This window comes from Curtobacterium salicis, assembly GCF_011759505.1.
In the GTDB taxonomy this organism is placed as follows: domain Bacteria; phylum Actinomycetota; class Actinomycetes; order Actinomycetales; family Microbacteriaceae; genus Curtobacterium; species Curtobacterium salicis.
Map to the genome: position 1 here is coordinate 493,326 of NZ_JAAOYO010000002.1, position 23,727 is coordinate 517,052.

General features: G+C 72.8%; 21 protein-coding genes, 1 tRNA gene and 1 pseudogene. 13 read left to right on the forward strand and 10 right to left on the reverse strand.

The window, feature by feature from the left end; all coding sequences use genetic code 11:
• The first annotated feature begins 6 nt into the window (after positions 1-6).
• On the forward strand, positions 7-5,394 hold the full coding sequence (locus tag E9228_RS06630) for a DUF6531 domain-containing protein (protein ID WP_166779780.1): 5,388 nt from the start codon (positions 7-9) through the stop codon (positions 5,392-5,394).
• A 141-nt stretch (positions 5,395-5,535) separates the two neighbouring features.
• Positions 5,536-5,892, forward strand: coding sequence for a hypothetical protein (locus E9228_RS06635; RefSeq protein ID WP_166779781.1), 357 nt, complete (start codon positions 5,536-5,538; stop codon positions 5,890-5,892).
• Between the two features lie 14 nt (positions 5,893-5,906).
• Here E9228_RS06635 and E9228_RS06640 read toward each other — a convergent pair whose 3' ends face one another.
• Entirely contained in the window at positions 5,907-6,350 is a 444-nt protein-coding gene (locus E9228_RS06640) for a MarR family winged helix-turn-helix transcriptional regulator (protein WP_166779782.1), read from the reverse strand.
• A 36-nt stretch (positions 6,351-6,386) separates the two neighbouring features.
• Between E9228_RS06640 and E9228_RS06645 the strand changes: the two genes are divergently transcribed.
• Positions 6,387-7,022, forward strand: coding sequence for an MBL fold metallo-hydrolase (locus E9228_RS06645; protein WP_166779783.1), 636 nt, complete (start codon positions 6,387-6,389; stop codon positions 7,020-7,022).
• Between the two features lie 101 nt (positions 7,023-7,123).
• Here the strand turns inward: E9228_RS06645 and E9228_RS06650 are convergent, their stop codons facing one another.
• Positions 7,124-8,236, reverse strand: coding sequence for a fatty acid desaturase family protein (locus E9228_RS06650; RefSeq protein WP_166779784.1), 1,113 nt, complete (start codon positions 8,234-8,236; stop codon positions 7,124-7,126).
• A 336-nt stretch (positions 8,237-8,572) separates the two neighbouring features.
• Positions 8,573-8,644: transfer RNA gene (locus E9228_RS06655), tRNA-Gln, on the reverse strand.
• A 79-nt stretch (positions 8,645-8,723) separates the two neighbouring features.
• On the opposite strand from E9228_RS06655, the gene E9228_RS06660 reads away from it, so the two are divergent.
• Together E9228_RS06660 and E9228_RS06665 are read left to right on the forward strand one after the other, a co-directional pair.
• Positions 8,724-9,218, forward strand: a complete 495-nt coding sequence (locus E9228_RS06660; protein ID WP_166779785.1) for a MarR family winged helix-turn-helix transcriptional regulator — start codon at positions 8,724-8,726, stop codon at positions 9,216-9,218.
• A 109-nt stretch (positions 9,219-9,327) separates the two neighbouring features.
• Complete coding sequence (locus E9228_RS06665) at positions 9,328-10,680, forward strand: D-alanyl-D-alanine carboxypeptidase/D-alanyl-D-alanine-endopeptidase (RefSeq protein ID WP_341849804.1); 1,353 nt, start codon at positions 9,328-9,330, stop codon at positions 10,678-10,680.
• A gap of 74 nt (positions 10,681-10,754) precedes the next feature.
• On the opposite strand, the gene E9228_RS06670 is transcribed toward E9228_RS06665, so the two are convergent.
• From E9228_RS06670 to E9228_RS06695, 7 genes and pseudogenes are all read right to left on the reverse strand, one after another.
• Positions 10,755-12,086 carry an ABC-F family ATP-binding cassette domain-containing protein gene (locus tag E9228_RS06670; protein WP_482156223.1) on the reverse strand — a complete coding sequence of 444 codons (1,332 nt, stop codon included), beginning with the start codon at positions 12,084-12,086 and terminating at the stop codon, positions 10,755-10,757.
• Between the two features lie 56 nt (positions 12,087-12,142).
• Positions 12,143-12,818, reverse strand: a pseudogene (locus E9228_RS17710) (ATP-binding cassette domain-containing protein); the annotation flags it as partial.
• A 54-nt stretch (positions 12,819-12,872) separates the two neighbouring features.
• On the reverse strand, positions 12,873-13,271 hold the full coding sequence (locus E9228_RS06675; protein WP_166779787.1) for a PLD nuclease N-terminal domain-containing protein: 399 nt from the start codon (positions 13,269-13,271) through the stop codon (positions 12,873-12,875).
• A 150-nt stretch (positions 13,272-13,421) separates the two neighbouring features.
• Positions 13,422-13,859 carry a molybdenum cofactor biosynthesis protein MoaE gene (locus tag E9228_RS06680; RefSeq protein ID WP_166779788.1) on the reverse strand — a complete coding sequence of 146 codons (438 nt, stop codon included), beginning with the start codon at positions 13,857-13,859 and terminating at the stop codon, positions 13,422-13,424.
• Positions 13,856-14,371, reverse strand: coding sequence for a MogA/MoaB family molybdenum cofactor biosynthesis protein (locus tag E9228_RS06685; protein ID WP_166779789.1), 516 nt, complete (start codon positions 14,369-14,371; stop codon positions 13,856-13,858). Before E9228_RS06685 ends, E9228_RS06680 begins: the two co-directional genes overlap by 4 nt.
• On the reverse strand, positions 14,368-14,838 hold the full coding sequence (gene moaC / locus E9228_RS06690; protein ID WP_166779790.1) for a cyclic pyranopterin monophosphate synthase MoaC: 471 nt from the start codon (positions 14,836-14,838) through the stop codon (positions 14,368-14,370). The genes E9228_RS06685 and moaC overlap by 4 nt, the downstream gene beginning before the upstream one ends.
• Positions 14,835-16,103, reverse strand: a complete 1,269-nt coding sequence (locus tag E9228_RS06695; protein WP_166779791.1) for a molybdopterin-binding protein — start codon at positions 16,101-16,103, stop codon at positions 14,835-14,837. Before E9228_RS06695 ends, moaC begins: the two co-directional genes overlap by 4 nt.
• A 121-nt stretch (positions 16,104-16,224) precedes the next feature.
• Here E9228_RS06695 and E9228_RS06700 point away from each other — a divergent pair, with 121 nt between their 5' ends.
• The 8 genes from E9228_RS06700 to E9228_RS06735 all read left to right on the forward strand — a co-directional run bounded on the left by E9228_RS06700 (position 16,225) and on the right by E9228_RS06735 (position 23,704).
• Positions 16,225-17,115 (forward strand): phosphorylase family protein, encoded by an 891-nt coding sequence (locus E9228_RS06700; protein ID WP_166779792.1) that lies wholly within the window; start codon positions 16,225-16,227, stop codon positions 17,113-17,115.
• On the forward strand, positions 17,112-18,182 hold the full coding sequence (locus E9228_RS06705) for an NAD-dependent epimerase/dehydratase family protein (protein ID WP_166779793.1): 1,071 nt from the start codon (positions 17,112-17,114) through the stop codon (positions 18,180-18,182). The genes E9228_RS06700 and E9228_RS06705 overlap by 4 nt, the downstream gene beginning before the upstream one ends.
• A gap of 269 nt (positions 18,183-18,451) precedes the next feature.
• Positions 18,452-19,207, forward strand: a complete 756-nt coding sequence (locus E9228_RS06710) for a glycosyltransferase family 2 protein (RefSeq protein ID WP_341849805.1) — start codon at positions 18,452-18,454, stop codon at positions 19,205-19,207.
• Positions 19,204-19,842, forward strand: a complete 639-nt coding sequence (locus tag E9228_RS06715; protein WP_341849806.1) for a TIGR04282 family arsenosugar biosynthesis glycosyltransferase — start codon at positions 19,204-19,206, stop codon at positions 19,840-19,842. Before E9228_RS06710 ends, E9228_RS06715 begins: the two co-directional genes overlap by 4 nt.
• Positions 19,839-20,507, forward strand: a complete 669-nt coding sequence (locus E9228_RS06720) for a methyltransferase domain-containing protein (protein ID WP_166779794.1) — start codon at positions 19,839-19,841, stop codon at positions 20,505-20,507. Before E9228_RS06715 ends, E9228_RS06720 begins: the two co-directional genes overlap by 4 nt.
• Before the next feature lie 122 nt (positions 20,508-20,629).
• Positions 20,630-20,878, forward strand: a complete 249-nt coding sequence (locus E9228_RS06725) for a hypothetical protein (protein ID WP_166779795.1) — start codon at positions 20,630-20,632, stop codon at positions 20,876-20,878.
• Between the two features lie 280 nt (positions 20,879-21,158).
• Entirely contained in the window at positions 21,159-22,778 is a 1,620-nt protein-coding gene (gene pgm / locus E9228_RS06730; RefSeq protein ID WP_166779796.1) for a phosphoglucomutase (alpha-D-glucose-1,6-bisphosphate-dependent), read from the forward strand.
• Between the two features lie 32 nt (positions 22,779-22,810).
• Positions 22,811-23,704, forward strand: a complete 894-nt coding sequence (locus E9228_RS06735; RefSeq protein WP_166779797.1) for a hypothetical protein — start codon at positions 22,811-22,813, stop codon at positions 23,702-23,704.
• Positions 23,705-23,727 lie beyond the last annotated feature (23 nt).

Below are 23,727 nucleotides of genomic sequence, written 5' to 3' on the forward strand. Positions count from 1 at the left end.
CAACACATGACCGATCCGCACGGCAACGAGCCGGTCGAGTTCGACGACGCGACGGCAGACGCGCTGGCCAGCGCACTGACCACGACCGCGTCCAGCATCGAGTCGCAGAGCGGCAGCCGGTACTCGTTCTCGAGCACGGCGCTGCTCGAGTTCCGCGGGCACTTCGCCGAGCTGTTCGACCAGAACCGCGTCACCGCCGCGACCGGGGCGCGTGACCTCGTGTCGACGATGCGCACGGTCTCGCAGTGGGTCCGGACGATGCAGGCGGCCGCGAAGCGCGAGAACGACCGACGACGACGCGCGCGGGAGTTCGACGAGCGTCAGGCGGACCGGAACCTCGTCGAACGCTGGCACGACGACTGGTTCGGCGGCGAGCAGGCCCCGACCGAGCAGGCCGAGCCGAAGCCGACGTTCCCCCAGCCCGACGTGGCCGTCGGCAGCCGGCAGACCCCGAACCCCGGCGGCGGCGGCGGGGGCGGCGGGACGTCCTCCGCGAAGCCCGAGGACTTGCGCTCGTTCGCGACCGGCTCGTCCCAGCTGGACGCCGACCTCTCCGGCAAGCCCGGCTCCCTGCGGGGGAAGTTCTCGGACTTCGCGGCGAAGTGCCACTGGGGCACCATCAGTTCGTCCGGACTCGTCAGCGGGTTCGAGAAGTGGCTCAGCGACAACGCCCAGGACGTCACCTGGGCGAACACCGTCGCGGACGCCTTCGCCGCGGCCGGGGGCGAGGGGTCCGTGTCCACCGTGTCGGACGCCGCGCTCGGCGCCGCACTGCAGGCTGCCGGTGTCTCGGCGACACGGTCCGCGCTCGCGTTCGACCCGCCCTCGGCGTACGGCGCGCAGCCCACGACGGGGTTCTCGATGGACCCGGTCAACACGACGACCGGCAACTTCGTCGAGCCGGAGACCGACCTGGCCTTCCTGCCGGCGTCGGCCGCCCTCGCGATCACGCGCATGTACAACTCGCTCGACCGGAGCGTCGGCCTGTTCGGACCCGGCTGGGCGTCCGTCCTCGAGACCCGGCTGCTGCTCGACGACGAGGGCGCGTCCCTGGTCGAGGCCGACGGTCGGCAGATCCGCTTCCCCCGTCGGGGTGCCGGGTGGGACCGCGGCGTCGGTGAGAACCGGTGGCTCGCTGCCGAGGGCGACCTGCTCGTCGTCCGCGACAACGCGGGTGTCCGCATCGACTTCACCCCCGCCGGCGTCTGGGTCGGGCAGAGTGCCGGGCCGGGCACCGCCGTCCGGGTCGACCGTGACGGTGACGACCTGCCGGTGCGCCTGCGGCACGAGCGTGGTCGGTCGGTGGACGTCGAGTACGTCGATGGTCGGGTGGCGGTGCTGCGGGCCTCCGACGGGCGTCGCGTCGAGTACGGGTACGACGACCAGGACCGTCTGGTCTCGGTCACCACGGCCGCCGGCACCCGTCGGTACGGCTGGGACGAGGACGACCTGGTCGTCACGGTCACGAGCGCCGCCGGTGTGGTCGAAGCCGACAACACGTACGACGCGGAGCGCCGTGTCGTCGAGCAGCGCAGCCCGCACGGCCGTCGGGTCCGCTTCGCCTACCTGCCCGGACGCGTCACCGCGATCTCGGACGAGGACGGTTCGCGGTCGAACGCCTGGATCGCCGACCCCAAGGGCCGGCTCATCGGGGTCATCGACTCCGACGACCAGCGCCAGTCGATGTCGTACGACCCGCACGGCAACCTGGTGTCGTCGACCGCCCGCGACGGCTCCGTCGCCGTCCACGGGTACGACGCCCGCGGCCGGCGGATCCGGACGGTGACCCCCGCCGGAGCGGACGTCACCACCGGCTACGACGAGCACGACCGCGTCACCACGGTGGTGTCCGAGTCCGGTGCCGTCACCACCTTCGAGTACCGGGGCGACGACCGCGACCCCGCCGTCATCACCGACCCGCTCGGCGGTCGGACCGAGCTGACGTGGCACGACGGTCTGCTCGTCCGCGCCGTCGACCAGACCGGTGTCGTCTTCTCCCAGCAGCACGACGCCCACGGCGAGCTCGTCGCCGTGACGAACGCCGTGGGCGACACCGTCCGCATCGAACGCGACACCGTCGGCCGGGTCACCGCCGTCGTGAGCGCGACGGGAGCACGCACCGAGTACCGGTACGACGCGGCCGGCAACGCGGTCGCCCGCCAGGACGCGGACGGCGCGGTGTGGCGGTCCGAGTACGACCACGCGGGCCGTGTCACGGCACAGGTCGACCCCACCGGGGCGAAGACGACCATCACGTACGGCGCCGACGGCGAGGTCGCCACGGTCACCGACGCGCTCGGCCGGGTCACCAGCCAGACCCACGACGACCAGGGGAACACCGCGTCGGTCACCCTCCCCGACGGCGCCTCCTGGGGCTTCGTGCACGACGCGCTCTCACGCCTCCGCGAGGTCACCGACCCGACCGGCGCACGCTGGCTGCGGGAGTACGCGGTGGACGGCGCGCTGACGGCGACCATCGACCCGACCGGCGTCCGCCAGGAGTCGAGCACCGACCCGACCACCGGCATGCGGACGCTCCGCGACGCGTTCTCGAGCTCGTCGGTCCGGTTCGACGAGTTCGGCCGCCCCGTGGAACGCACCAGCGACGCCACCGGTGCCGAACTCGTCACGTACGACGCGGCCGGCAACCCGGTCGAACTCGTCGACGGCGAAGGCGGTCTGACCCGCCTCGAGCGCGACCTCGCCGGTCGGGTGGTCGCCCTCACGCTGCCGTCCGGTGCGCGCACCACGTACGAGTACGACGCCTGCGGCCGCCCCGCCGCCGCCGTCGACCCGCTCGGTGCCCGCACCACCCTCACCTACGACGCGGATTCCCGCGTGGTGGCCCGGACCCTGCCGACGGGCGAGGTCGAGCGCACCGAGTACGACGCCGTCGGCCGTGTCCTCACCTGGACGACGCCGGGTTCCGGCACGACGCGCTACCGCTGGGACACGGCCGGGAGGCTCGCCGCCGTCCAGGACGCACGCTTCGGTCGCCGACGGTTCCGGTACGACGCCGCGGGTCAGGTCACCGAGGTGGTCGACGGCCTCGGCGGCGTCACGCGCTACGAGTACGACGTCCGCGGGCGCGTGGTCACCGTCACCGATCCGACCGGCGCGGTCACCCGTCGTGCGTACGACGCGGCCGATCGGCTCGTCGCCGAGACCGATCCGCTCGGACGCACCTCGACGATCGAGCACGACGCCGCCGGACGCCCGGTCCGCCAGGTCGACCGCGCCGGTCGCGTCGTCGTCTGGTCGTACGACGCGGCCGGTCGACGGCAGCGGCTCGAGGTCGACGGCACCCTGCAGGGCGAGGTCTCGCACGACCTCGTCGGCCGCCGTGTCGTGGTCACCGACCACACCCGGGGTCCGGGCAGGACGCTCGACCACGAGCTGCGGTACGACCGCCGTGGGCTGCTCGTACGACGCTCGCGTGGTGACCGGGCCGTGGCGTGGGAGTACGACGCCGACGGACTCCGTGCGGCCCGGACCGATCCGGACGGCACCCGCACCCAGCTCCGTCGCGACGACGCCGGTCGACTCGTCGCCGTCGAGCGCGACGGTCGCACCGCCGGGACGTTCGCGTACGACGCGAGCGGTCGGGTCGTCGAGTCGGCCTCCGGCGAGCTCGTGCAGCACTGGACCTACCGCGGCGGAGCCCTCGTCGCCCACACGGCGACCACGACGGAGGGCGTGTCCCGCACCACCGTCGAGCGGGACGGCGACGACCGGATCGCCGCCGTCACGGGTGTGGGCGGTCGTGTGACCTACCGCCACGACGACGCCGGCCAGCTCGTCAGCGCCCTGGGCGACGACGGCCGTGGCCGCACCTGGACCTACGACGCCGGCGGACGACTGGTCGCCGAGACCCTCGACGGCGTCGAGACCCGCCACGAGTACGACGTCGCGGGCGCGCTCCTGGCGTCGACGACGGACGGCGAGCGGACCGAGTACGTGGCGGACGGGCTCGGTCGTCGGATCCGTCGCACCGCCCCGGACGGCTCCACGACCGAGTACGCCTGGTCCGCACTCGGCTACCTCGGCGGCGTCGTCGAGCGTGACGTGGCGTACCGCGAGACCGGTCGGATCGACCTCTGGGTGGACGTGCTCGGCGAACTCGCCGACGCGGCCGGCGCCGAGACCTGGTGGGACACCGCGGCCCTCGTGCCGACCCTCGTCAGCGTCGCGGGGACCTCACTGTTCGAACTCCCCGGTGGCGTGACCCTGGTCGGGGACGCGGCGGACGCCGCCGGCTGGCGCGGAGCCCGCGCGACCGATCCGCAGGACCCGTGGGCGGTGTTGGCAGCCGCCACGGGCCTCCAGTCCGGGCTCGGCCTGCCGACCGGTGTGGCGCTGTCCGCGACCGGCGGACTCGACGTCGGTGGCCTCGAGTGGCTGGGCGCCCGTGTGTACGACCCGGTCGCTCGCGGGTTCCTGTCCGCGGACCCGCTCGCACCCGTGGTCGGTGCCGGCTGGGCCGGCAACCCGTACTCCTACGCGGGCAACGACCCGCTCCACGCGATCGATCCGCTGGGCCTCCGCCCGGCGACGGACAAGGACCTCAAGGCCTACAACGACGCGCACGTCGGCAACTTCGCGGCGGCCGGCAACTGGATCGCCGAACACAAGGAAGCGATCCTCGCAACGGCGATGATCGTCGGCGGCGTGGCCCTCATGTTCGTCCCCGGCGGCGCGCTGGTGACGATGGCGATGGCAGCGAGCTCCGGCGCTCTGCTCGCCGGCGGCTTCTCGATCGTGAAGCAGGGGCCGGACAGCGGCAACGTCGACTGGGGCGAGGTCGGACGGCAGACGCTCATCGGGTTCGGCACCGGCCTGTTGGGTGGCGGAGCCGCTTCCGGTCTCAAGGCCGCCGCCGGCGCGTCCACGGTCGTCAATAGCGCGGGCACCGGCGTGATGTCGACGGTGGGCCGCGGGGTGATGAGCCAGACCGGTCGTGCCGCCACCGCGGCGAGCATCGAGGGTGGCGCGTCGAACGGCGCCGACTACCTGACCGACCCGTCGCTCGAGGGCAAGCGGAACGTCTCGGACTTCCTGCAGACGACCGGGGCCGGCGTGGTGAGCGGGGCGACCGGCAGCGTGGCGTCCTCGGGGCTGCAGAAGGCCACCGACCTGACCAACCTCTTCCCGGCCGGCACCGGGCGACACGTCGCACCCGTGTCCGGGGACCACGGCAGCCAGCCGCTGCCGTTCACGATCGCGAACGAAGTGGTCGGGTTCGGTGTGGACGGCGTGGCCGGTGCCGGGGCCTCCGTGCTCAACGAAGGGCTGAAGCCGGGAGGCGACACCGGTGAAGACCTCCGGCCGGACGCCTGGAACGGCTTCTTCGGCGGCGGCGAGGGACCGCTCCCCATCGGGAGCCACGCTCGCTGATCCGGCAGGATGACGGACGACACTCGACGAAGGGCAGATGTGGGCAGGCGGAGCGCGAGCACGGCAGACGATCGAGGTGGGACACGATCGGTCCGTCCCGGTCAGCGTCGGGCCTGGTTCCGCTTCGGTGCCGGGATCGCCGTGGTCCTGGTGATCGTCTGCGTGGTCTTCGTCGGCCCGGCGGTGGTCCACTCCTACGACGCTGACCACAAGACGACGATCACCTGCGACGTGACGTCGGCCGAGGGCGAGATGCAGTCGTCGTCCTCACGCGGGATCGGGGGTCCGATCGCCCAGGTCGTCATCTCGACCCGCGACTGTGGGCGGCTCCTCCTGCGGGAGGGCGTGACCCGGGCCAACAACGAGCAGATCGCGGCCCGGTTGTCCCCACCCGGCGAGTTCCGGATCGAGGTCGGGACCGCATCGTGGGACATGCGGGGCGTCCTGCATGTGATCCGGCGGGATCCCACGGCCTACGGGTTCGAGCCCGCTTCCTGACCCGACCGTCCGGGTCAGCTGCCGTCCGTCTCCAGCGCGGCGGTCAGCTTGACGATCGCGTCGGCCGCGTGCGCGAGGACGGCACGCTCCTCCGCGGAGAGCGCACGCTCGGCCGCGGCCAGGACGCGGGCGGACCGGCGGAGGCGGAGTTCGTCGATGGTCGTCCGGCCGGCCTCGGTCAACGACACGAGGACCCCACGGGCATCGGCCGGGTCCGGGGTCCGCTCGACGAGCCCCTGCGCCTCGAGGTCGGTCACCGTGACCCGCATCGACTGGTGCCGCACGCGTCGGAGCCGCGCCAGTGCGGCGATGCTGTGTGCGCCGTCGCGCGCGAGGAAGCCGAGCGTCTCGACCTGCCCCTCGGGCGTGGTCTCCGAGCGGCGGACGGCGCGGGTGCTGTCCCCGATCGCGCGCCGGAGTGCGTTCGCGTCGTCGAGCGTGAAGTCGCGGAGGGTCATGCGCCAACTGTACAGGCAGCCTGTACAGTTGGCGGCATGGAACTCACCAAGCACACCCACGCCACCGTGGTCCTCCGCGACGGCGACCGCAGCGTCCTCCTCGACCCGGGTGCCTACACGCCGACGTCCGCCGAGCTCGTCGCGGCGGCCGACGCCGTGCTCGTCACCCACGACCACCCCGACCACTTCGACGCCGACGTCCTCACGGCAGCGCTCGACGCGCAGCCCGACCTCCGCATCTGGGCACCGGCGTCCGTCGTCGACGCGCTCGGCGAGCACGACGGCCGCGTGGTCGCCGTCTCCCCCGGTGACACGATCACCGCCGGCGGCTTCGAGGTCGGCGTGCACGGTGGCGACCACGCCGTCATCCACCCCGACCTGCCCCCGATGAGCAACGTCGGGTTCCTGGTCGACGGTCGTGTCTTCCACCCGGGCGACTCGTACGCCGTGCCGGGTGTGCCGGTCGAGACCCTGCTCGTGCCGACGTCGGGGCCGTGGGCGAAGCTCGGTGAGCTCGTCGACTTCGTGCGTGCCGTCCAGCCGGAGCGCGCCGTGCAGATCCACGACCTGATGCTCAGCGAGGTCGGCAAGGGCTCGTTCGCGCAGTTCGCCGGGCAGCTCACCGGGGTCGACCTGGTGACGCTGGCGGACGGGGAGACGATCACGGTCTGAGCGACCCGGACGACGAACAGACCGCGGGCCGACTCGATCTCGAGTCGGCCCGCGGTCTGTTCCGGACAGGCTGCCTGCGCCGGAGTGCCGGCGTGCCGGCGTCAGCTGATGCGGAGCTCGCTGGTCATCGGGCAGTCGAACGGGTCACGCGCGGCGAGGCCGACCCGGTTGAGGTACCGGACGACGATGCCGTAGGAGCGCAGCAGGGTGGTCTCGGTGTAGGGCACGTCGAGGCTGTCGCAGTGGTCCCGGACCAGCAGCCGTGCCTGCTTCAGTGCGGGGCGGGGCATCGAGGGGAACAGGTGGTGCTCGACCTGGTAGTTCAGCCCGCCCATCAGGAACGACACCCACCAACCGCCGCGGATGTTGCGCGAGGTCCGGACCTGGCGGGAGAAGAAGTCGACCTTGGCGTCGTGCGCGATGGTCGGCATGCCCTTGTGGTTCGGGGCGAACGAGGCACCCATCATCACGCCGAACACGGCCAGCTGCACACCGAGGAACGCACACGCCATCCCGAACGGCAGGAACACGAAGACCACGGGCAGGTAGATCCCGAACCGAGCCGCGAGCATGACGCCCTCGACGACCCGGTCGCGGCGGTCACTCTTGCCGTCGACCCCGCGGAGCACCGAGGTGACGGCGTGCCGGTGCAGGTTGATGCCCTCGAGCGTGAGCAGCGGGAAGAACAGCCACCCCTGGTGCCGGACGAGCCAGCGCATCGGGCCGGTCGTGGCGGCGGCGTCCTCGGGGATGAAGACGACGCCGTCGGGGGCGATGTCCGGGTCCTTGCCGATCGTGTTCGGGTTGCCGTGGTGACGGGTGTGCTTGTTCATCCACCACGAGTACGACAGGCCGACGACGAACGTGCCGAGCCAGCGGCCCGCACGGTCGTTCCACTTCCGGGAGTCGAACACCTGCCGGTGCGCCGACTCGTGCGAGAGGAACGCGAACTGGGTGAACAGGACGCCGAGCGCGCCCGCCACGATGAGCTGGAACCACGAGGCACCCAGCTGGGCGAAGACGACCCAGCACGCGGCGGTCGCCACGACGAGGGCGGCGAACACCGACCAGTAGAAGCCGCGACGGCGGCGGAGGAGCCCGTCGTCCTTCACGCGCTGCAGCAGCGCCGAGTAGGTCGACGTGCCGCCGGTGCGGGGGCCGTTCGCTGTGCCGGTCTTCCGGTAGGGGCTGGTGATCACGGTCTCGGTGGTCATTCGGGTTCCCGTCGACGGCACTGCTGGCGGACGTCCACCTCGCGACGTGGACGGATCGACCGTACTGAGGACACGACACCGACCGCAAACGTGCCCGTTCCTCAGGTCGGGCCGGTCAGACGCCCCGGATCCGCGGCCCTGCCCGGGTCCGCGGGCAGGATCGCCGCCGGCCGCTCCGGGAACTCACGGACGACCTCCAGCGTTCCGTCATCCTGGTGACCGGATGCGCCCTCGGCGCACGCTCGCGGTCAGCGACGTGCGCGCTCGCGACGAGATCGACGACCGTGGACTGCGAAGCGACGTCGGACGCCCTCAGGCCGTCGCTGACGCCCGCGGCTCCGCCTCCAGGATTCGAACCCGGACCTAACGGCACCAAAGGCCGTCGTGCTGCCATTACACCAAGGCGGAACGCCCCCGGAGGAGCCCGACCATCCTCCCATGTGCCCGACACTGGTCGTGCGCCACCGATCCACGCCATGATGGACGGATGCCGCCAGAGGACGAGGTCGACCGGATCGTCGCGGCGTGGGGTCGAGAGCGCCCCGACCTGGACTTCGCGCCCCTCGACGTGCTGTCGCGGGTGGACCGGCTCGCCCGACACCTGGACCGCGCCCGTCGGCAGGCGTTCGACGCGGGGGGCATGGAGCCGTGGGAGTTCGACGTCCTGTCGGCACTCCGGCGTGCGGGTGACCCGTACGAGCTGAGCCCGAAGGTGCTGCTGCAGCAGACGCTCGTGACGAGCGGCACGATGACGAACCGCGTGGACCGTCTGGCCTCGCGTGGGTTGGTCGCGCGGCGGACCGATCCGCGGGACGGCCGCGGCATCCTGGTGTCCCTGACCGCCGCGGGGCGTCAGGCGGTGGACGGGGCGATCGCGGACCTGCTCCGCGCCGAGCGGGACATCCTGGCCGGGGTGTCCGACGCTGAGCAGGACCAGCTCGCCGGGCTGCTGCGGCGGCTCATCCTGGGCCTCGGGGACTAGCACCCGCGCCGAGGACCCGACCTTCGGATGACCCGCTGCCACGTCGCGACCGCGGAGTTCGGTCGAACGACCGATCCGTCCGGCCGCGACCGGGCGGGATGCTGAGCGGGTGACCGACCACCAGCCCCGACAGCGCGGCGCCCGCGCGTTCCTCCTCCGGTACCCCCGTGCCGTCTTCCTGGTGGTGGTCCTGCTGCTGTCGGCGACCGCGACGGCCATCGGTGCGACGGTCGTCGACGCGGGTGCCGGCACCCGGGCGTCGGCAGCGGCGGACCCGCGCTGCACCGCGCCGGACCTGGCGGCGCACTGGTCGGCCGGGCAGCTGTTCCTCGACGCCCGGTCGGTCCGGACGGGGGCGAGCGTCCTGGCTCACCGCGCCGATGAACCGACGCAGACGGGCAGCACGATGAAGCTCCTCACCGCGGCAGCGGCGGTGACGACCCTCGGCCCGGACCACCGGTTCACGACCACGGTGGTGGCGGGCACCGCACCGGACGCCGTGGTGCTGGTCGGCGGCGGCGACCCGACGCTGAGTCGCCTACCCACCGGGCAGGACGGTGTCTCCCCCGGCGCTCCGCACCTCGACGACCTCGCCCGGCAGGTCGTCGCATCGCGCGCGGGCCTCCCGCCGGTCCGGGTCGTCCAGGTCGACACCGACCTGTTCGACGGTCCGGCCTGGAACCCGACCTGGCCCGAGAGTGCGCGGACCAGTGGCAGCGTCTCGAACATCACCGCCCTGATGGTCGACGGCGACCGGGACGACCCCACGGACGCGTACTCGATGCGGAGCTCCGCCGCGGTGTCGCGCGCGGCGACGGCGTTCGCGGCGCTGCTCGGTCCCGGGGTGCAGGTCGAGACCGTGTCGGTCCCGGTCCCGGCGGACGCGGAACCGCTCGGCACGGTGCGTTCGGCACCCGTCGCCGATCTGGTCGCCACGCTGCTGACGCACTCGGACGACACCCTCGCCGAGGTCCTCGCCCGCCACGTCGCGATCGCCGAGGGCACCGGCCGCTCGTTCGCCGCGATCCAGGCCGGCACCACGAAGGCGCTCCGGGACACGGGGATCCCGACCGCGGACCTGCGTCTGGTCGACGGGTCCGGCCTGAGTGGCGAGGACCGTGTGCCTGCGTCGGCGATGACCGCGCTGATGCGTGTCGTCGCCACGCACGGACACGGGCTGGCACCGGTGGACGCCGGCCTGGCGGTGGCCGGGCGGACGGGCACGCTGGGCGAGCACGGCCGGTTCAGCGGTGTGGCCCGGGAGGCACGTGGTCACGTCCGCGGCAAGACCGGCACCTTGGACGACATGTTCGGTCTGACCGGCGTCACTGACGAAGTGGACGGCGACCGCATCGCCTTCACCGTCTTCGCCGAGGGCACCGCCGACCCCGCAGCCCGGCAGGAGATCGACGCGCTGGCCGCGGCGCTGTGGCAGTGCGGCGGCCGCGCGACGACGCACTGAACGCGGACGACGCACTGACCCGGGCGATGCACGGGGCCGGCGGAACCGACCTCGGACCCGCACCAGCGTGGGTGCTACACCCCGAGCTGCTCCGCGACCTCGAGCCACCGCTCCTCGAGCTGCTCGACCTCGGCGTCCAGCGCGGCGAGCTCCGCCTGCAGCTTCCCGAGCCCCTCGTAGTCGGTCTGGTCGTGCGCGCCGAACGCCTCGAGCCGCTTCTTCCGGTCCAGGGCGAGCTTGCCGATCCGGCGATCGAGGGCGGACATCTCCTTCTCCACCACACGACGCTCCGCACCGGACAGGGTCGGCGCAGCCGGAGCCGCACCCGCCGGACGCAGCCCCGAGGCGGCGGCGACGGCCGAGGACCCGGCCGTGTCGGGCCTCCCGGCAGACGCCGCGGCAGCAGCCGACGCCGTCCCGCCACCGGTGCCCGCGGCACGCAGCTTCATGTACTCGTCGACGCCACCCGGCAGGTGGCGGAGGTGCCCACCGAGGACCGCGTACTGCTGGTCGGTGACCCGCTCGAGCAGGTACCGGTCGTGGCTGACGACCAGGAGGGTGCCCGGCCAGGTGTCGAGGAGGTCCTCCATCGCCGCCAGCATGTCGGTGTCGAGGTCGTTCGTGGGCTCGTCGAGGATCAGCACGTTCGGCTCGTCGAGCAGGATCAGCATGAGCTGCAGACGCCGCTTCTGCCCGCCGGACAGGTCCTTCACCGGGGTCGAGAGCTGCTCCGACGTGAACCCGAGGCGCTCGAGCAGCTGCGACGGCGTCATCTCCTTGCCGTCGGCGACGTAGCTCGTCTTCTTGCGTGCCACGACCTCGCGGACCCGGTCGTCGGCGAACTGTGCCAGGTCGGCCAGCTGCTGGTCGAGGACCGCGATGTGCACCGTCTTGCCGGTCTTCACCCGGCCGGACGTCGGCTGCAGCTTGCCGGAGACCAGGTTGAGCAGCGTCGACTTGCCGGCACCGTTCGGACCGAGGATGCCGGTGCGCTCACCGGGGGCGATGCGCCACTCGATGTCCTCGATGATCATCGTGCCGTCGAAGGACACGCCCGCGTCGATCAGGTCGACGACGTCCTTGCCCAGGCGCGCCGTCGCCATCTGGGACAGTGCGACCGTGTCGCGGATCGGCGGCACGTCGTCGATGAGGGCGTTCGCCGCGTCGATGCGGAACTTCGGCTTGCTCGTCCGGGCGGGGGCACCGCGGCGGAGCCACGCGAGCTCCTTGCGGGCCAGGTTCTGGCGGCGCTGCTCGCTCGATGCCGCCTGCCGGTCACGCTCCACGCGCTGCAGGATGTACGCCGCGTAGCCGCCCTCGAAGGGCTCGACGACGCCGTCGTGCACCTCCCACGTGTCGGTCGACACGGCGTCGAGGAACCACCGGTCGTGGGTCACGACGACCATGCCGCCCTGGTTCGCCGACCACCGTCGGTTGATGTGCTCGGCCAGCCACTGGATGCCCTCGACGTCCAGGTGGTTGGTGGGCTCGTCGAGGAACAGCACGTCCCAGTCGCCGACCAGCAGGCGCGCCAACGCCACCCGACGCCGCTGCCCGCCGGACAGCTCGTCGACCGTGACGTCCCAGGGGATGTCCGAGACGAGGCCGCCGATGACGTCGCGGATCTTCGCGTCGCCCGCCCACTCGTGCTCGGCGAGGTCACCGACGACCACCTGTCCGACCGTCATGCCCTCCGGCAGGATGTCGCGCTGGTCGAGGTACCCGATCGTCACGCCGCGTCGGTGCGTCACCCGGCCGTCGTCCGGCTCCAGTCGCTGCGACAGCAGGGCGAGCAGCGTCGACTTGCCGTCGCCGTTCCGTCCGACGACGCCGATCCGGTCGCCCTCGTCGAGGCCGATGGTCACGCTGTCGAAGACGACACGGGTGGGGAACTCGAGATGCACGTTCTCGGCGCCGAGGAGATGAGCCACCTGACCAGGGTAGGCGGTCAGGCCGGGGGGGGCTCGCGCCGCGGCCCTTGCCGGTGGCGGCCCGCCGGGGGGTTCGCGCCGGTTCCGGCCGGCTGGGCCGCTTCCGGCGGACTGGGCCGGTTCCGGCCGGCTGGGCACAACGGGATCCCGCTCGCACCGCGGGATGCCGTGGCGCGAGGCCGATCTGGTTGTGCTGGTCAGGCTCACGCCGAGGTACGGGCAGCGGGGCGGTCCGTCACCGAGCCGACCGGGAGGCGCGACTCACGACGCCGACGTCGCGTCGCCCTCGCCGGCGGCTTCCTTCGCCCGCTTCAGGCGCGCCTGCGCTTCCCAGTACTCGATCTCGCGTTCGAGTTCGGCGAGTTCCTGCTCCGTGCTCGAGACGCGCTTGTCGCCGTGCGCGCTCTTCGCGGCGCCGAGGGTGGCGTAGCGGTCCTCATGGCGGGTGGGTTCGATGTACCGGCCGTGGTTCCGCGGGCCGGCAGCCCAGTCGTGCCCGATGGCGAACCAGACGATGCTGCCGACGACGGGCAGCAGGATCACGAGGATGATCCACGCGACCTTCGGCAGCCCCCGCACCTCGCTGTCACTCCGCGTGATGATGTCGATCAACGCGAACACGAGCAGGACGACGCTCACGCCGGACAGCAGGATCCCCATGACCCAGGATCCTATGGGTCCGCTGTGTCCTCTCGCTACGCCCGCCTTCGCGGGGTGGGTCGGGCCCGTGGTGCGCCGGGATCGGACGCGCTCTTCAGACGGAGGCCGCCGGCGCCTCCCACGGGGCGGGAACGGCTCGGAGTGCGCTCGTCAGAGCGCCGCGACCCACTCGTCGGAGCCGTCGGTGAAGCGCTGGTGCTTCCAGATCGGCACCTGCTCCTTCACCAGGTCGACCAGCGCCCCGCACGCCGCGAAGGCCTCGGCCCGGTGCCCGGACGCCACGGCAGCGGCGAGCGCGACGTCCCCGATGCCGAGTGCGCCCACACGGTGCAGCACGGCGATCCGGACGTCGGGGTGCCGCTCGGCGATGGTGCGGGCCACCGAGGCGATGACGTCGCCAGCGCTCGGGTGCCGTTCGTAGTCGAGAGCGGTGACGCCCCTGCCCCCGTCGTGGTCACGGACGACCCCGGCGAAGGTGACGACGGCGCCGTCGTGGTCCGAGGCGACGACCGCCGACACCTCGTCGACGGTGATGTCCCGGTCGACGACGTCCGCCACGACGACCCGCTCGGCCGCGGTGGCGCTCATGACGCGCTCCGCGGGGCGTGGCCGTCGCCGTGGAGCTGGGCGAGCAGGTGGTCGAGGAGTCCGTCGAGCACGGCCAGCCCGTCGGCGACCCCACCGCGCGACCCCGGCAGGGTGACGACGAAGGCCCGGCCGTCGACGACCCCGGCGACCCCGCGACTCAGCAGCGCGGTCGGCCCGGCGCCGGCGAGGCCACGGCGGCGGATCTCCTCGACGATGCCGGGGAGTTCCAGGTCCAGCAGGGGCGCGACGGCTTCGGGGGTGCGGTCGGTCGGCGTGACACCGGTGCCGCCGGTGGTGATGACGATCCGGGCGCCACCCGTGACGGCGGCGGTGAGGGTGTCCGCGACGGGACCGCCGTCGGGGACGATCGTGGGGTCGCTGACGGTGAACCCACGGGTGCGGAGCCAGTCGACGATGACCGGTCCGGTGCGGTCGAGCGTGGCGTCGGTGGCAGCCGAGGTGGACACCACGAGGACGGCCGCACGGCCCTGGTCGGCTGCGGCGTCGGTCATGATGCGCTCCAGTCGCCGGAGCGTCCGCCGTGCTTCTCGAGCACCCGGACGTCACTGATGACGGCGGCGCGGTCGACGGCCTTGACCATGTCGTACACGGTGAGGGCGGCGACGCTGGCGCCGGTCAGGGCCTCCATCTCGACCCCGGTGCGGGAGGTCGTGCGGACGGACACCTGGATGACGACGCGGTCCTCGGCACCGGTGATGTCGACCTCGACCCCGGCGATCGGCAGCGGGTGGCAGAGCGGGATGAGGTCGGACGTCTTCTTCACCGCCATGATCGCCGCGATCCGGGCGGTGCCGATCACCTCGCCCTTCGGCAGCGAGCCGTCGAGGATGCGGGAGACGACGTCCGGACGGGTCAGGAGGGTGGCGGTCGCCGTGGCGGAGCGTGCGGTGACGTCCTTGTCGGAGACGTCCACCATGTGCGCGCTGCCGTCGGCGCGGACGTGGGACAGGTCGGTCATCGGATGCTCCAGACGGTCAGGACGTCGCCCGGGTCGACCTGACTGGTGCCGACCGGGACGTGGACGAGGTGTGTGGCTTCCGCGTAGTGCCAGAGCAGGTGCGAGCTGGGCCCGCCGACGAACTGCACGCGGCCGTCGACGATGGTGCCGCGCCGGACCTGGTGCTTGCCTGCGGGCGAGGTCGCCGCGTCGGCACTCGGCAGGTCGTCGCTCGGACGGGCTCCGGGCAGACCGGCCGCGCGGGCGAGGACCGGGCGGAGGAACACCTCGAACGAGACCAGCGCCGAGACGGGGTTGCCCGGGAAGGCCACGACGGGCACGGTCCGATCGGCGACCGTGACGCTGCCGAGGGCCTGCGGACCGCCGGGCTGCATCGCGACCGGAGTCACCTGGAGTCCGCGGGGCTCGAGCGCCTGTCGGACGACCTCGTAGGCCCCCGCACTGATGCCGCCCGTGGTGAGGACGACGTCGGCCCAGTCCCCCACGGCCCGGTCGAGCGCGTCGGCGAACCGATCGACGTCGTCGGCGACCCGCACACGGCGGGTCTCGACGCCGACCTCGGCGAGCGCGGCGGAGAGCGCGACACCGTTCGCGTCGCCGATCGCCGCGCCAGCCCGCAGGTCCCCGGCGGCAGCGTCGTCGTCGAGCAGTTCGCTGCCCGTCGACACGACCAGGACCCGGGGGCGGCGGAACACGTCGACCGAGGCGACCCCGGCCCCGGCGAGCGCGCCGAGCACGGCGGGGGTGACGGGCTGTCCCGCACGGGCGATGGCGCCGCCGGCACGGAGGTCCGAACCGGTCACCCGCACGAACGTCCCCGCGACCAGGTCGTCCGGTACCGGCACGACGTCGGCGTCCAGGGCTGCCGGGAAGGAGCCGGCCGGGGTCGACTCCACCGGGAACACGGCGTCGGCGCCGTCCGGGATCCGTGCGCCGGTCATGATCGGTGCCGCGGTGTCGGGCTCGAGCGGCGGGGGCACGAGCCCTGCCGGGATCGGAGCGACGACACGGAGTGTGCTGCCGGCGTCGGCAGCGCGGACGGCGAACCCGTCCATCTGACTGTTGTCGAACGCCGGCAGTGGTGTCGGCGCGGCGACGGCCGCCGCGAGCACCCGGTACCCGCGCCCGCCACCGGATGCGACCGCCAGGTCGACGACGGACACCGTCTCGACCGACGCCGACGCCGATTCCGCTCCGTGTCCCCCCGGCAGCGCCGGCTGGACGAGCGCCTGGACTGCTTCCCGGTGCTGACCGATCGTTCGCACGAGCGCCTCCGAATGGTCCTGACGCGGTGCATCGGACGACGCACCGTTCGCGGGCCGCTCCTGGCCCGCATCTGTAGCGTAACGACGGCGCCGACCAGCGCCGAGGACGACCGGAGGACCTGTGGAGAACGAGAAGACGGCAACGATCGGTGTGATCGGTGGATCCGGCCTGTACGAACTGTTCGAACCCGGGACCGCCGACGAGGTCGACGTCCCGACGCCGTTCGGCGCGACGTCGAGCCCGATCAGCATCGGCACGATGTCCGGCCGTCGGGTGGCGTTCCTCACCCGGCACGGCCGGGCGCACTCGGTCGCGCCGCACCGCATCGAACACCGCGCGAACCTCTGGGCGCTGCGGTCCCTCGGGGTGCGGGCAGTGGTCTCCTCGAGCGCCGTCGGTGGGCTGCACCCGGACTACGCCCCCGGCACCTTCGTGGTGACCGACCAGCTCATCGACCGGACCTGGGGCCGCGCCGACACGTACTTCGAGGACGAGGTGCAGCACCTCTCCTTCGCGGACCCGTTCGACCCGGTGCTCCGCCGTGCCGCGATCGACGCCATCGCCGCGCTCGACGTGCCGTTCCGCCCGACCGGCACCTGTGTCGTGATCCAGGGCCCCCGGTTCTCGAGCCGCGCCGAGTCGGTGTGGATGCGCCAGGCGGGCGGCCACACGATCAACATGACGATGTCGCCCGAGGTCCCGCTGGCCGCCGAGCTCGGCATCGGCACGGTCAACCTGTCGTTCGTCACGGACGCCGACGCCGGCCTCGCCCCGGCCACGGACGAGACCGCCAGCACGAGCAACGGCAACGGCACCGGCACCGGCACCGCCAACACCGCCAGCCCCGAGGCCCCCGTCACCCACCAGGCCGTGATGGACCGCCTGGCCCGGGCGAACGAGGTCATCGTCCGCGCCATCGGTTCGATCGTCGCCGCGGTCCCCGACGACTACACCCCGCGCGAACTCGTGCCGGCGAGTGCGTCCGCCCGCGTGCTGGGGCTCCGCCCGTGACCCGCCTGCTCGTCACCGGCGGCGCCGGCTTCATCGGCTCGACCATCGTCCGCCAGGCCCTGGCCGCCGGGTACGAGGTCCGCGTCCTCGACTCCCTGCGCACCGACGTGCACGGTGACCCGGAGGCCGTCGTCACCGCCCACCGCACCGCCGGCATCGAACTCGTGCACGGTGACGTCCGCGACCGGGTCGCCCTCGACGCAGCCCTGCACGAGGTCGACGTGGTCTGCCACCAGGCCGCGAAGGTCGGGCTCGGCGTCGACTTCCAGGACGCGCCCGACTACGTCTCGAGCAACGACGCCGGCACCGCGCACGTGCTCGCCGCGATGGACCGTCTGGACCTCGGCCGGCTCGTGGTCGCCAGCTCGATGGTGGTCTACGGCGAGGGTGCCTACACGACGGCGGACGGCGAGCCCCTCCGACCACCGGCCCGTCGCCGCGAGGACCTGGACGCCGGCCGGTTCGACCCGATCGGTCCGGACGGCCGCCCGCTGCTGCCGGGGCTGATCGACGAGTCGGCGGCGCTCGACCCGCGGAACGTCTACGCGCAGACGAAGGTCGCGCAGGAGCAGCTCGCCTCGTCGTGGACCCGGGCCACCGGTGGCCGTGCGGTCGCGCTCCGCTACCACAACGTGTACGGCCCGGGCATGCCCGCGAACACGCCCTACGCGGGTGTCGCGTCGCTGTTCCGCTCGGCCCTGGCCCGCGGCGAGGCCCCCCGTGTCTTCGAGGACGGCGCCCAGCGTCGCGACTTCGTGCACGTCGACGACGTGGCCGGAGCGAACCTCGCCGCGATCGCGGCGACCGAGTCCGCTCCGTCGGAGTCCTTCCGGGCGTTCAACGTCGGCTCCGGCACGGTCCACACGATCGGCGAGATGGCCGCCGCGATCGCCGGCCCGGACGGCCCGCAGCCGGTCGTCACGGGCGAGTACCGCCTGGGCGACGTCCGGCACGTGACCGCGTCCTCGGCGCGCATCGCCGAGGAGCTCGGCTGGCACGCGCAGGTCGACTTCTCCGAGGGCATGCGCGACTTCGCGACGGCTCCGCTCCGCGCTGCGGTCCGCTGACCGGACCCGACCCAGCCGTCCACCGGACGGGAGGCACGTCCCCCACTCGGGGTGCGCCTCCCGTCCGACACACCACCGGGACCACCGCGACGGTGCGGAGAACGGCCATCGGAGCGCGCGGTCACGTACCCCGATCAGCAACGTCGTGTTGGGTTGGGTGCATGACACAACACCCCGCAGCGGACGCCGTCGGACCGGACCCGACGCGCCCGACTGACGAGGCGACGGCCCCGACCCATCGCTCCGAGGACCCGCACCGAATGGTCTCCATGAGCGTCGACGTGATCCTCCCCTGCCTCGACGAGGCGGACGCACTGCCGTCCGTCATCGGCCGCCTCCCCGAGGGGTACCGGGCCGTGGTCGTCGACAACGGCTCGACCGACGGGTCGGCCGACATCGCCCGCGCGCTCGGCGCCCTCGTCGTCACCGAGCCGGTCCGCGGCTTCGGGTCGGCCTGTGCCGCCGGTGTCGCCGCCGCGACCGCCGAGTACGTGGCCTTCTGCGACGCCGACGCGTCGATGGACCCCGCCGAGCTCCCCGACCTCGTGCAGCGCGTCGCCGACGGCCGGGTCGACCTGGCCCTCGGCCGTCGTGTCCCCACCAGCCGCGGGGCCTGGGCGCCGCACGCACACTTCGCGAACCGCGTCCTCGCCGTCCTGATGCGCCGCGCGACCGGCTACCGCCTGACCGACCTCGGCCCGATGCGGGTGATGCGCCGCGAGGACCTCGTCGCCCTCGACCTCCGCGACCGCCGGAGCGGCTACCCGCTCGAGATGGTGCTCGCCGCGCACGCCGCCGGGTGGCGCGTCGACGAGTCCGACATCGGCTACGCGCAGCGCATCGGTGACAGCAAGGTCACCGGCACGCTCCGCGGCACCATCAACGCCGTCAAGGACATGTCACGGCTGCTCCGGGCGTACCGCCGGGAGGCACGCAACCGGACGTCCGCGCCGGTGTCGGTCCGCCAGCGGGTCGCCTCGGCGTCCGCTGCCGCCGAGAGCACGGCCGCCGAGGTCCGCTCGTGACGGGCATCACCGTGGCCGTCGTCGCCAAGGAGTGCCTGCCCGGCAAGGTCAAGACACGCCTGACCCCGGCCCTGTCACCTGAGGGTGCGGCCAGGGTCGCCGCTGCCAGCCTCGCGGACACGCTCGCCACGGTGTCGGCGCTGCCCGCCGCTCGACGCGTCCTCTTCTACGACGGTGACCTCCTGCCCGAGGGCGCGGCCGGCTTCGACGTCCTGCACCAGCCGGGCGGTGGGCTCGACGAGCGCCTCGGGTTCCTGTTCGACACCGTGCAGGAGCCGCTCCTGCTGGTCGGCATGGACACCCCGCAGGTCTCGGTCGACGCCCTCGCGCCCGTGTTCGACGGTGCCGAGCGCGACGCCTGGTTCGGGCCGGCCGAGGACGGCGGCTTCTGGTCCCTGTTCATGCGTCGGCCGGACGGCGACCTGATCCGCGGCGTCCCGATGTCGCAGGACGACACCGGAGCCGTGCAGCTCGGACGGCTGCGGTCCGCCGGGCTCGACACGGGCCTCCTGGCCGAGCTGCTCGACGTCGACACGCTGCCGGACGCCGAGCGCGTCGCGGCCCTCGCTCCCACCACGCGGTTCGCGGCGGCCCTGGCCGACGAGTCCGCCACGACTCCCGGAGGTGTCCGATGACCGACACGACGAGCACCCTGCAGGCCTTCGGGGCCGGCGGCGACGAGCCCTACACGCGAGCCCTGCGGTCCGACGGCCGACTCCGTCTGACCGACCCCGACCGTCCGGGTGAGGTCGTGACGATGGACGTCGGACGCTGGAGTGCCGCGGCGGACCGCGTCGACCGGTCGCTGCTGGAAGGCGCCGACGGTCCGGTCATCGACCTCGGGTGCGGACCCGGCCGGATGCTCGTCGCCGCGCTGCGGATGGGCCTGCCGGCACTCGGTGTCGACGTCTCGGCGGAGGCCGTCGCGATCGCCACGCGCTCCGGCGGCCGAGCGGTCCAGGGATCGGTCTTCGAACCGGTGCCGGACGAGGGCCACTGGGACACCGCACTCGTCATCGACGGCAACATCGGCATCGGCGGCGACCCGGTCGCCCTGCTCGCCCGTGCTGCCCAGATCGTCCGGGTCGGTGGCCGTGTCGTCGTCGAGACGAACCGCGACGCCGACGCCGACCGCACGTACGTCGCCACCGTGACCGACGCCGACGGCCACGCGAGCTCGGCGTTCCCGTGGGCCGAGGTCGGGCTCCGCGCGCTGCACGTCCACGCCGCGGCGGCCGGGCTGACCGCGCGAGCGAGCTGGACCGACGGCGGACGGCACTTCTGCGAGCTCATCGCCTGACTCCCGATCTTCTTTTGCATCATGCAAGAGAACGGCGTAGTGTGGTGTCCAGCAGTCGATGGTGTCGCGGACCCGTCGGCTCGACGGTCGCGACGCCTCGGCACGACAGCGAGGAGAGCACCATGAGCACCTTCCCCCTCGGCGGGACCTTCGTCAGCGGACTTCGTCAGCGCGACGAGCTCGGCACCTACACCTCGACCGGGCGTGCGCTGCGGGTCGACGCGGCGGTCGGCACCTACACGGGTGTCGCGGCCGGACGGGTCGGTCGGTTCGTGGACACCGAGTTCCGTCGCCCGAGCACGGTGACGGCGAGCACGCGGACCGTCACCGGGTCCGTCCGTACCGCGACCGGGTCGTTCCGCACGGCCTGACCACCGGCGGGCGGCCTCCCCCGCCACTGGCAGGCCGTCTCGGCCCGCTCCGGCAGGCCGTCCGGCCCGCCCCGGCAGGCCGTCCGGCCCGCCCCCAGAACGGCTCGCCTTCGCGGCGAGCAGCGAGACCGCGAGCGGTCGCACTCCCCGGCTTCCCCCCAGGCCGAGGAAGGCGGCCGCTCGCGTTCGTCCCGGCGGGACACCGCGGTTCCCCACACCCGCTCCGCACGGTTCACCCCAACCGTGGGCGCATCCACCCCCGCGATGCCAGGATGGGGTCATGAACGACCGTGCCGGAACCCCAGCGACCGCAGACGACCTCGTCGACCTCGATGCGCTCACCGCGGCGTACTACGACCGGGTCCCGGACGTCACGAACCCCGAGCAGAAGGTCGTGTTCGGCACCTCGGGCCACCGCGGCTCCTCACTCGACAGTGCGTTCAACGACACGCACATCGCCGCCATCACGCAGGCGATCGTGGAGTACCGCACCGCACAGGGGACGGACGGCCCGCTCTTCATCGGCCGTGACACCCACGCGCTCTCCGGCCCGGCCGAGCGCACCGCGCTCGAGGTCCTGGCTGCGAACGGCGTGCACGTGCTCGCCGACGCCGACAACGGGTACGTCCCGACCCCGGCCCTGAGCCACGCGATCATCGCCTACAACACCGCCGGGCACGACGACACCGCGGACGGCATCGTCATCACCCCGAGCCACAACCCGCCCCGCGACGGCGGTTTCAAGTACAACCCGCCGCACGGCGGCCCGGCCGACAGCGACGCCACGACGTGGATCGCCGACCGCGCGAACGCGATCATCGCCGGCGGCAACGCCGAGGTACAGCGCGCCGAGCACGCCACGCACGACGGGTACGACTTCCTGCACAACTACGTGGCCGACCTCGAGAACATCATCGACATCGACGCCATCAAGCGTGCCGGGGTGAAGATCGGTGCCGACCCGCTCGGTGGAGCGTCGCTGCCCTACTGGAACCTCATCCGCGACCACTACGGCCTGGACCTCACCGTCGTGAACCCGGACGTCGACCCGACCTGGTCGTTCATGACGCTCGACTGGGACGGCAAGATCCGGATGGACCCGTCGAGCCCCTCGGCGATGGCGTCGGTCGTCGCGCGCAAGGACGACTTCGACGTCCTGACCGGCAACGACGCCGACTCCGACCGACACGGCATCGTCACGCCCGACGGCGGTCTGATGAACCCGAACCACTACCTCGCCGTCGCGATCGAGTACCTCTACGCGCACCGCCCGCACTGGCGGGACGACGCGGCGATCGGCAAGACCCTGGTGTCGTCGAGCATCATCGACCGGGTCGCCGAGTCCCTGGGCCGACGCCTGTGGGAGGTCCCGGTCGGGTTCAAGTGGTTCGTCCCGGGCCTGATCGACGGCTCCGTGGCCTTCGGTGGCGAAGAGTCCGCCGGCGCGTCCTTCCTCCGCATGGACGGCACCGCGTGGACGACCGACAAGGACGGCATCATCCTGGCGCTCCTGGCGTCCGAGATCGTCGCCGTCACGGGCAAGACGCCGTCGCAGCTCTACACGGAGCTCACCGAGCGCTTCGGCGACCCGGTCTACCAGCGCGTGGACGCGGCCGCCAGCAAGGAGCAGAAGGCCCGCCTGTCGAAGCTCGACGGGGACGCCATCACCGCCGAGACCCTGGCGGGCGACCCGATCACCGCGAAGCTGTCGAAGGCGCCGGGCAACGACGCGGCCGTCGGTGGCGTCAAGGTCGTCACGGACAAGGCGTGGTTCGCCGCCCGCCCGTCCGGCACCGAAGACGTGTACAAGATCTACGCCGAGAGCTTCGTCGGGCAGGAGCACCTGGAGCAGGTCCAGCGCGAAGCCAAGGAGATCGTCGACGCCGCGCTCGGGGCCTGACAGTCCGACCGTTCCGTGCCAGGCTGAGCGCCATGGCGTTGTTCGGACGGAAGAAGCCGGCGGCGGAGCCGCTCCCCCTCGTCGTGCTCGCACAGCGCGTCCTCGCTGAGCAGGGCGTGGAGACGACGGTGGACGGGCCTCCTGGCGATCCGGCGCAGGCGCGCCTGCTCGGGGCGGACGGGCAGGTGTACCTGCTCGCGAACCTCGCCGTGCAGGTCCGCGGTGAGAACGACGAGCGTCGGACGGCCATCGTCCGGGCGCACTTCGACCGGATGCTGCAGGCACACCGCGAACCGACGCCGGAAGAACTGGGCGCCGACGAGTTGCGTGACCGGGTCCGCCTCCGGCTGCTCGCCGAGGACGGCGCGGACCCGACCGACCTGACGTACGCACGGCCGTTCGCACCGGGTCTCGTCCTGGGGCTCTGCGTCGACTACCCGACGATGGTGAGCACCCTGGCGACGCAGACGCTGCCGAAGCTCGCACTCGGAGCCGATGAGCTCTGGGCGATGGCCCGGTTCAACACCGACGCCGAGCCGGTCGACGCCAACGCCGAGATCGCACCCGGCGTCCACATCGTCGAGGGCGAGTCGCTCTTCGTCGCCTCGAAGGCCGTCAACCTGCCGGCGCTGTTCGGTGCCGCGCCGTTCGGCACGGTGTTCGCGGTCCCGCACCGCCACCTGCTGCTCGCGGTCCCGCTCCGCGATGCGGACAGCCTGCAGGCCATCCAGACCCTCGCTGGGCTGCTGGTCCAGATCCTCGGCGACCAGGACGCCGGCCTGCCGGGCGGTCTGCTGAGCCCGCACCTGCTGTTCTCGCGCCACGACCACGTCTCCCCGGTGTCCTCGTTCGACCACGAGACCGGCGAACTCCGCATCGAGGTCGACGAGCGGTTCCAGGAGGCGCTCGAGCAAGCGGTCGCCTGACACCGCTCCCGATCGAGGACGCC

What these genes read in the sequence shown, in the direction of transcription:
- E9228_RS06630 (WP_166779780.1), top strand. Translation starts at nt 7, where the DNA reads ATGACCGATCCGCACGGCAACGAGCCGGTCGAGTTCGACGACGCGACG.
- E9228_RS06640 (WP_166779782.1), bottom strand. Translation starts at nt 6,350, where the DNA reads ATGACCCTCCGCGACTTCACGCTCGACGACGCGAACGCACTCCGGCGC.
- E9228_RS06645 (WP_166779783.1), top strand. Translation starts at nt 6,387, where the DNA reads ATGGAACTCACCAAGCACACCCACGCCACCGTGGTCCTCCGCGACGGC.
- E9228_RS06650 (WP_166779784.1), bottom strand. Translation starts at nt 8,236, where the DNA reads ATGACCACCGAGACCGTGATCACCAGCCCCTACCGGAAGACCGGCACA.
- E9228_RS06660 (WP_166779785.1), top strand. Translation starts at nt 8,724, where the DNA reads ATGCCGCCAGAGGACGAGGTCGACCGGATCGTCGCGGCGTGGGGTCGA.
- E9228_RS06670 (WP_482156223.1), bottom strand. Translation starts at nt 12,086, where the DNA reads ATGGTCGTCGTGACCCACGACCGGTGGTTCCTCGACGCCGTGTCGACC.
- E9228_RS06675 (WP_166779787.1), bottom strand. Translation starts at nt 13,271, where the DNA reads ATGGGGATCCTGCTGTCCGGCGTGAGCGTCGTCCTGCTCGTGTTCGCG.
- E9228_RS06680 (WP_166779788.1), bottom strand. Translation starts at nt 13,859, where the DNA reads ATGAGCGCCACCGCGGCCGAGCGGGTCGTCGTGGCGGACGTCGTCGAC.
- E9228_RS06685 (WP_166779789.1), bottom strand. Translation starts at nt 14,371, where the DNA reads ATGACCGACGCCGCAGCCGACCAGGGCCGTGCGGCCGTCCTCGTGGTG.
- moaC (WP_166779790.1), bottom strand. Translation starts at nt 14,838, where the DNA reads ATGACCGACCTGTCCCACGTCCGCGCCGACGGCAGCGCGCACATGGTG.
- E9228_RS06710 (WP_341849805.1), top strand. Translation starts at nt 18,452, where the DNA reads ATGAGCGTCGACGTGATCCTCCCCTGCCTCGACGAGGCGGACGCACTG.
- E9228_RS06720 (WP_166779794.1), top strand. Translation starts at nt 19,839, where the DNA reads ATGACCGACACGACGAGCACCCTGCAGGCCTTCGGGGCCGGCGGCGAC.
- E9228_RS06725 (WP_166779795.1), top strand. Translation starts at nt 20,630, where the DNA reads ATGAGCACCTTCCCCCTCGGCGGGACCTTCGTCAGCGGACTTCGTCAG.
- pgm (WP_166779796.1), top strand. Translation starts at nt 21,159, where the DNA reads ATGAACGACCGTGCCGGAACCCCAGCGACCGCAGACGACCTCGTCGAC.
- E9228_RS06735 (WP_166779797.1), top strand. Translation starts at nt 22,811, where the DNA reads ATGGCGTTGTTCGGACGGAAGAAGCCGGCGGCGGAGCCGCTCCCCCTC.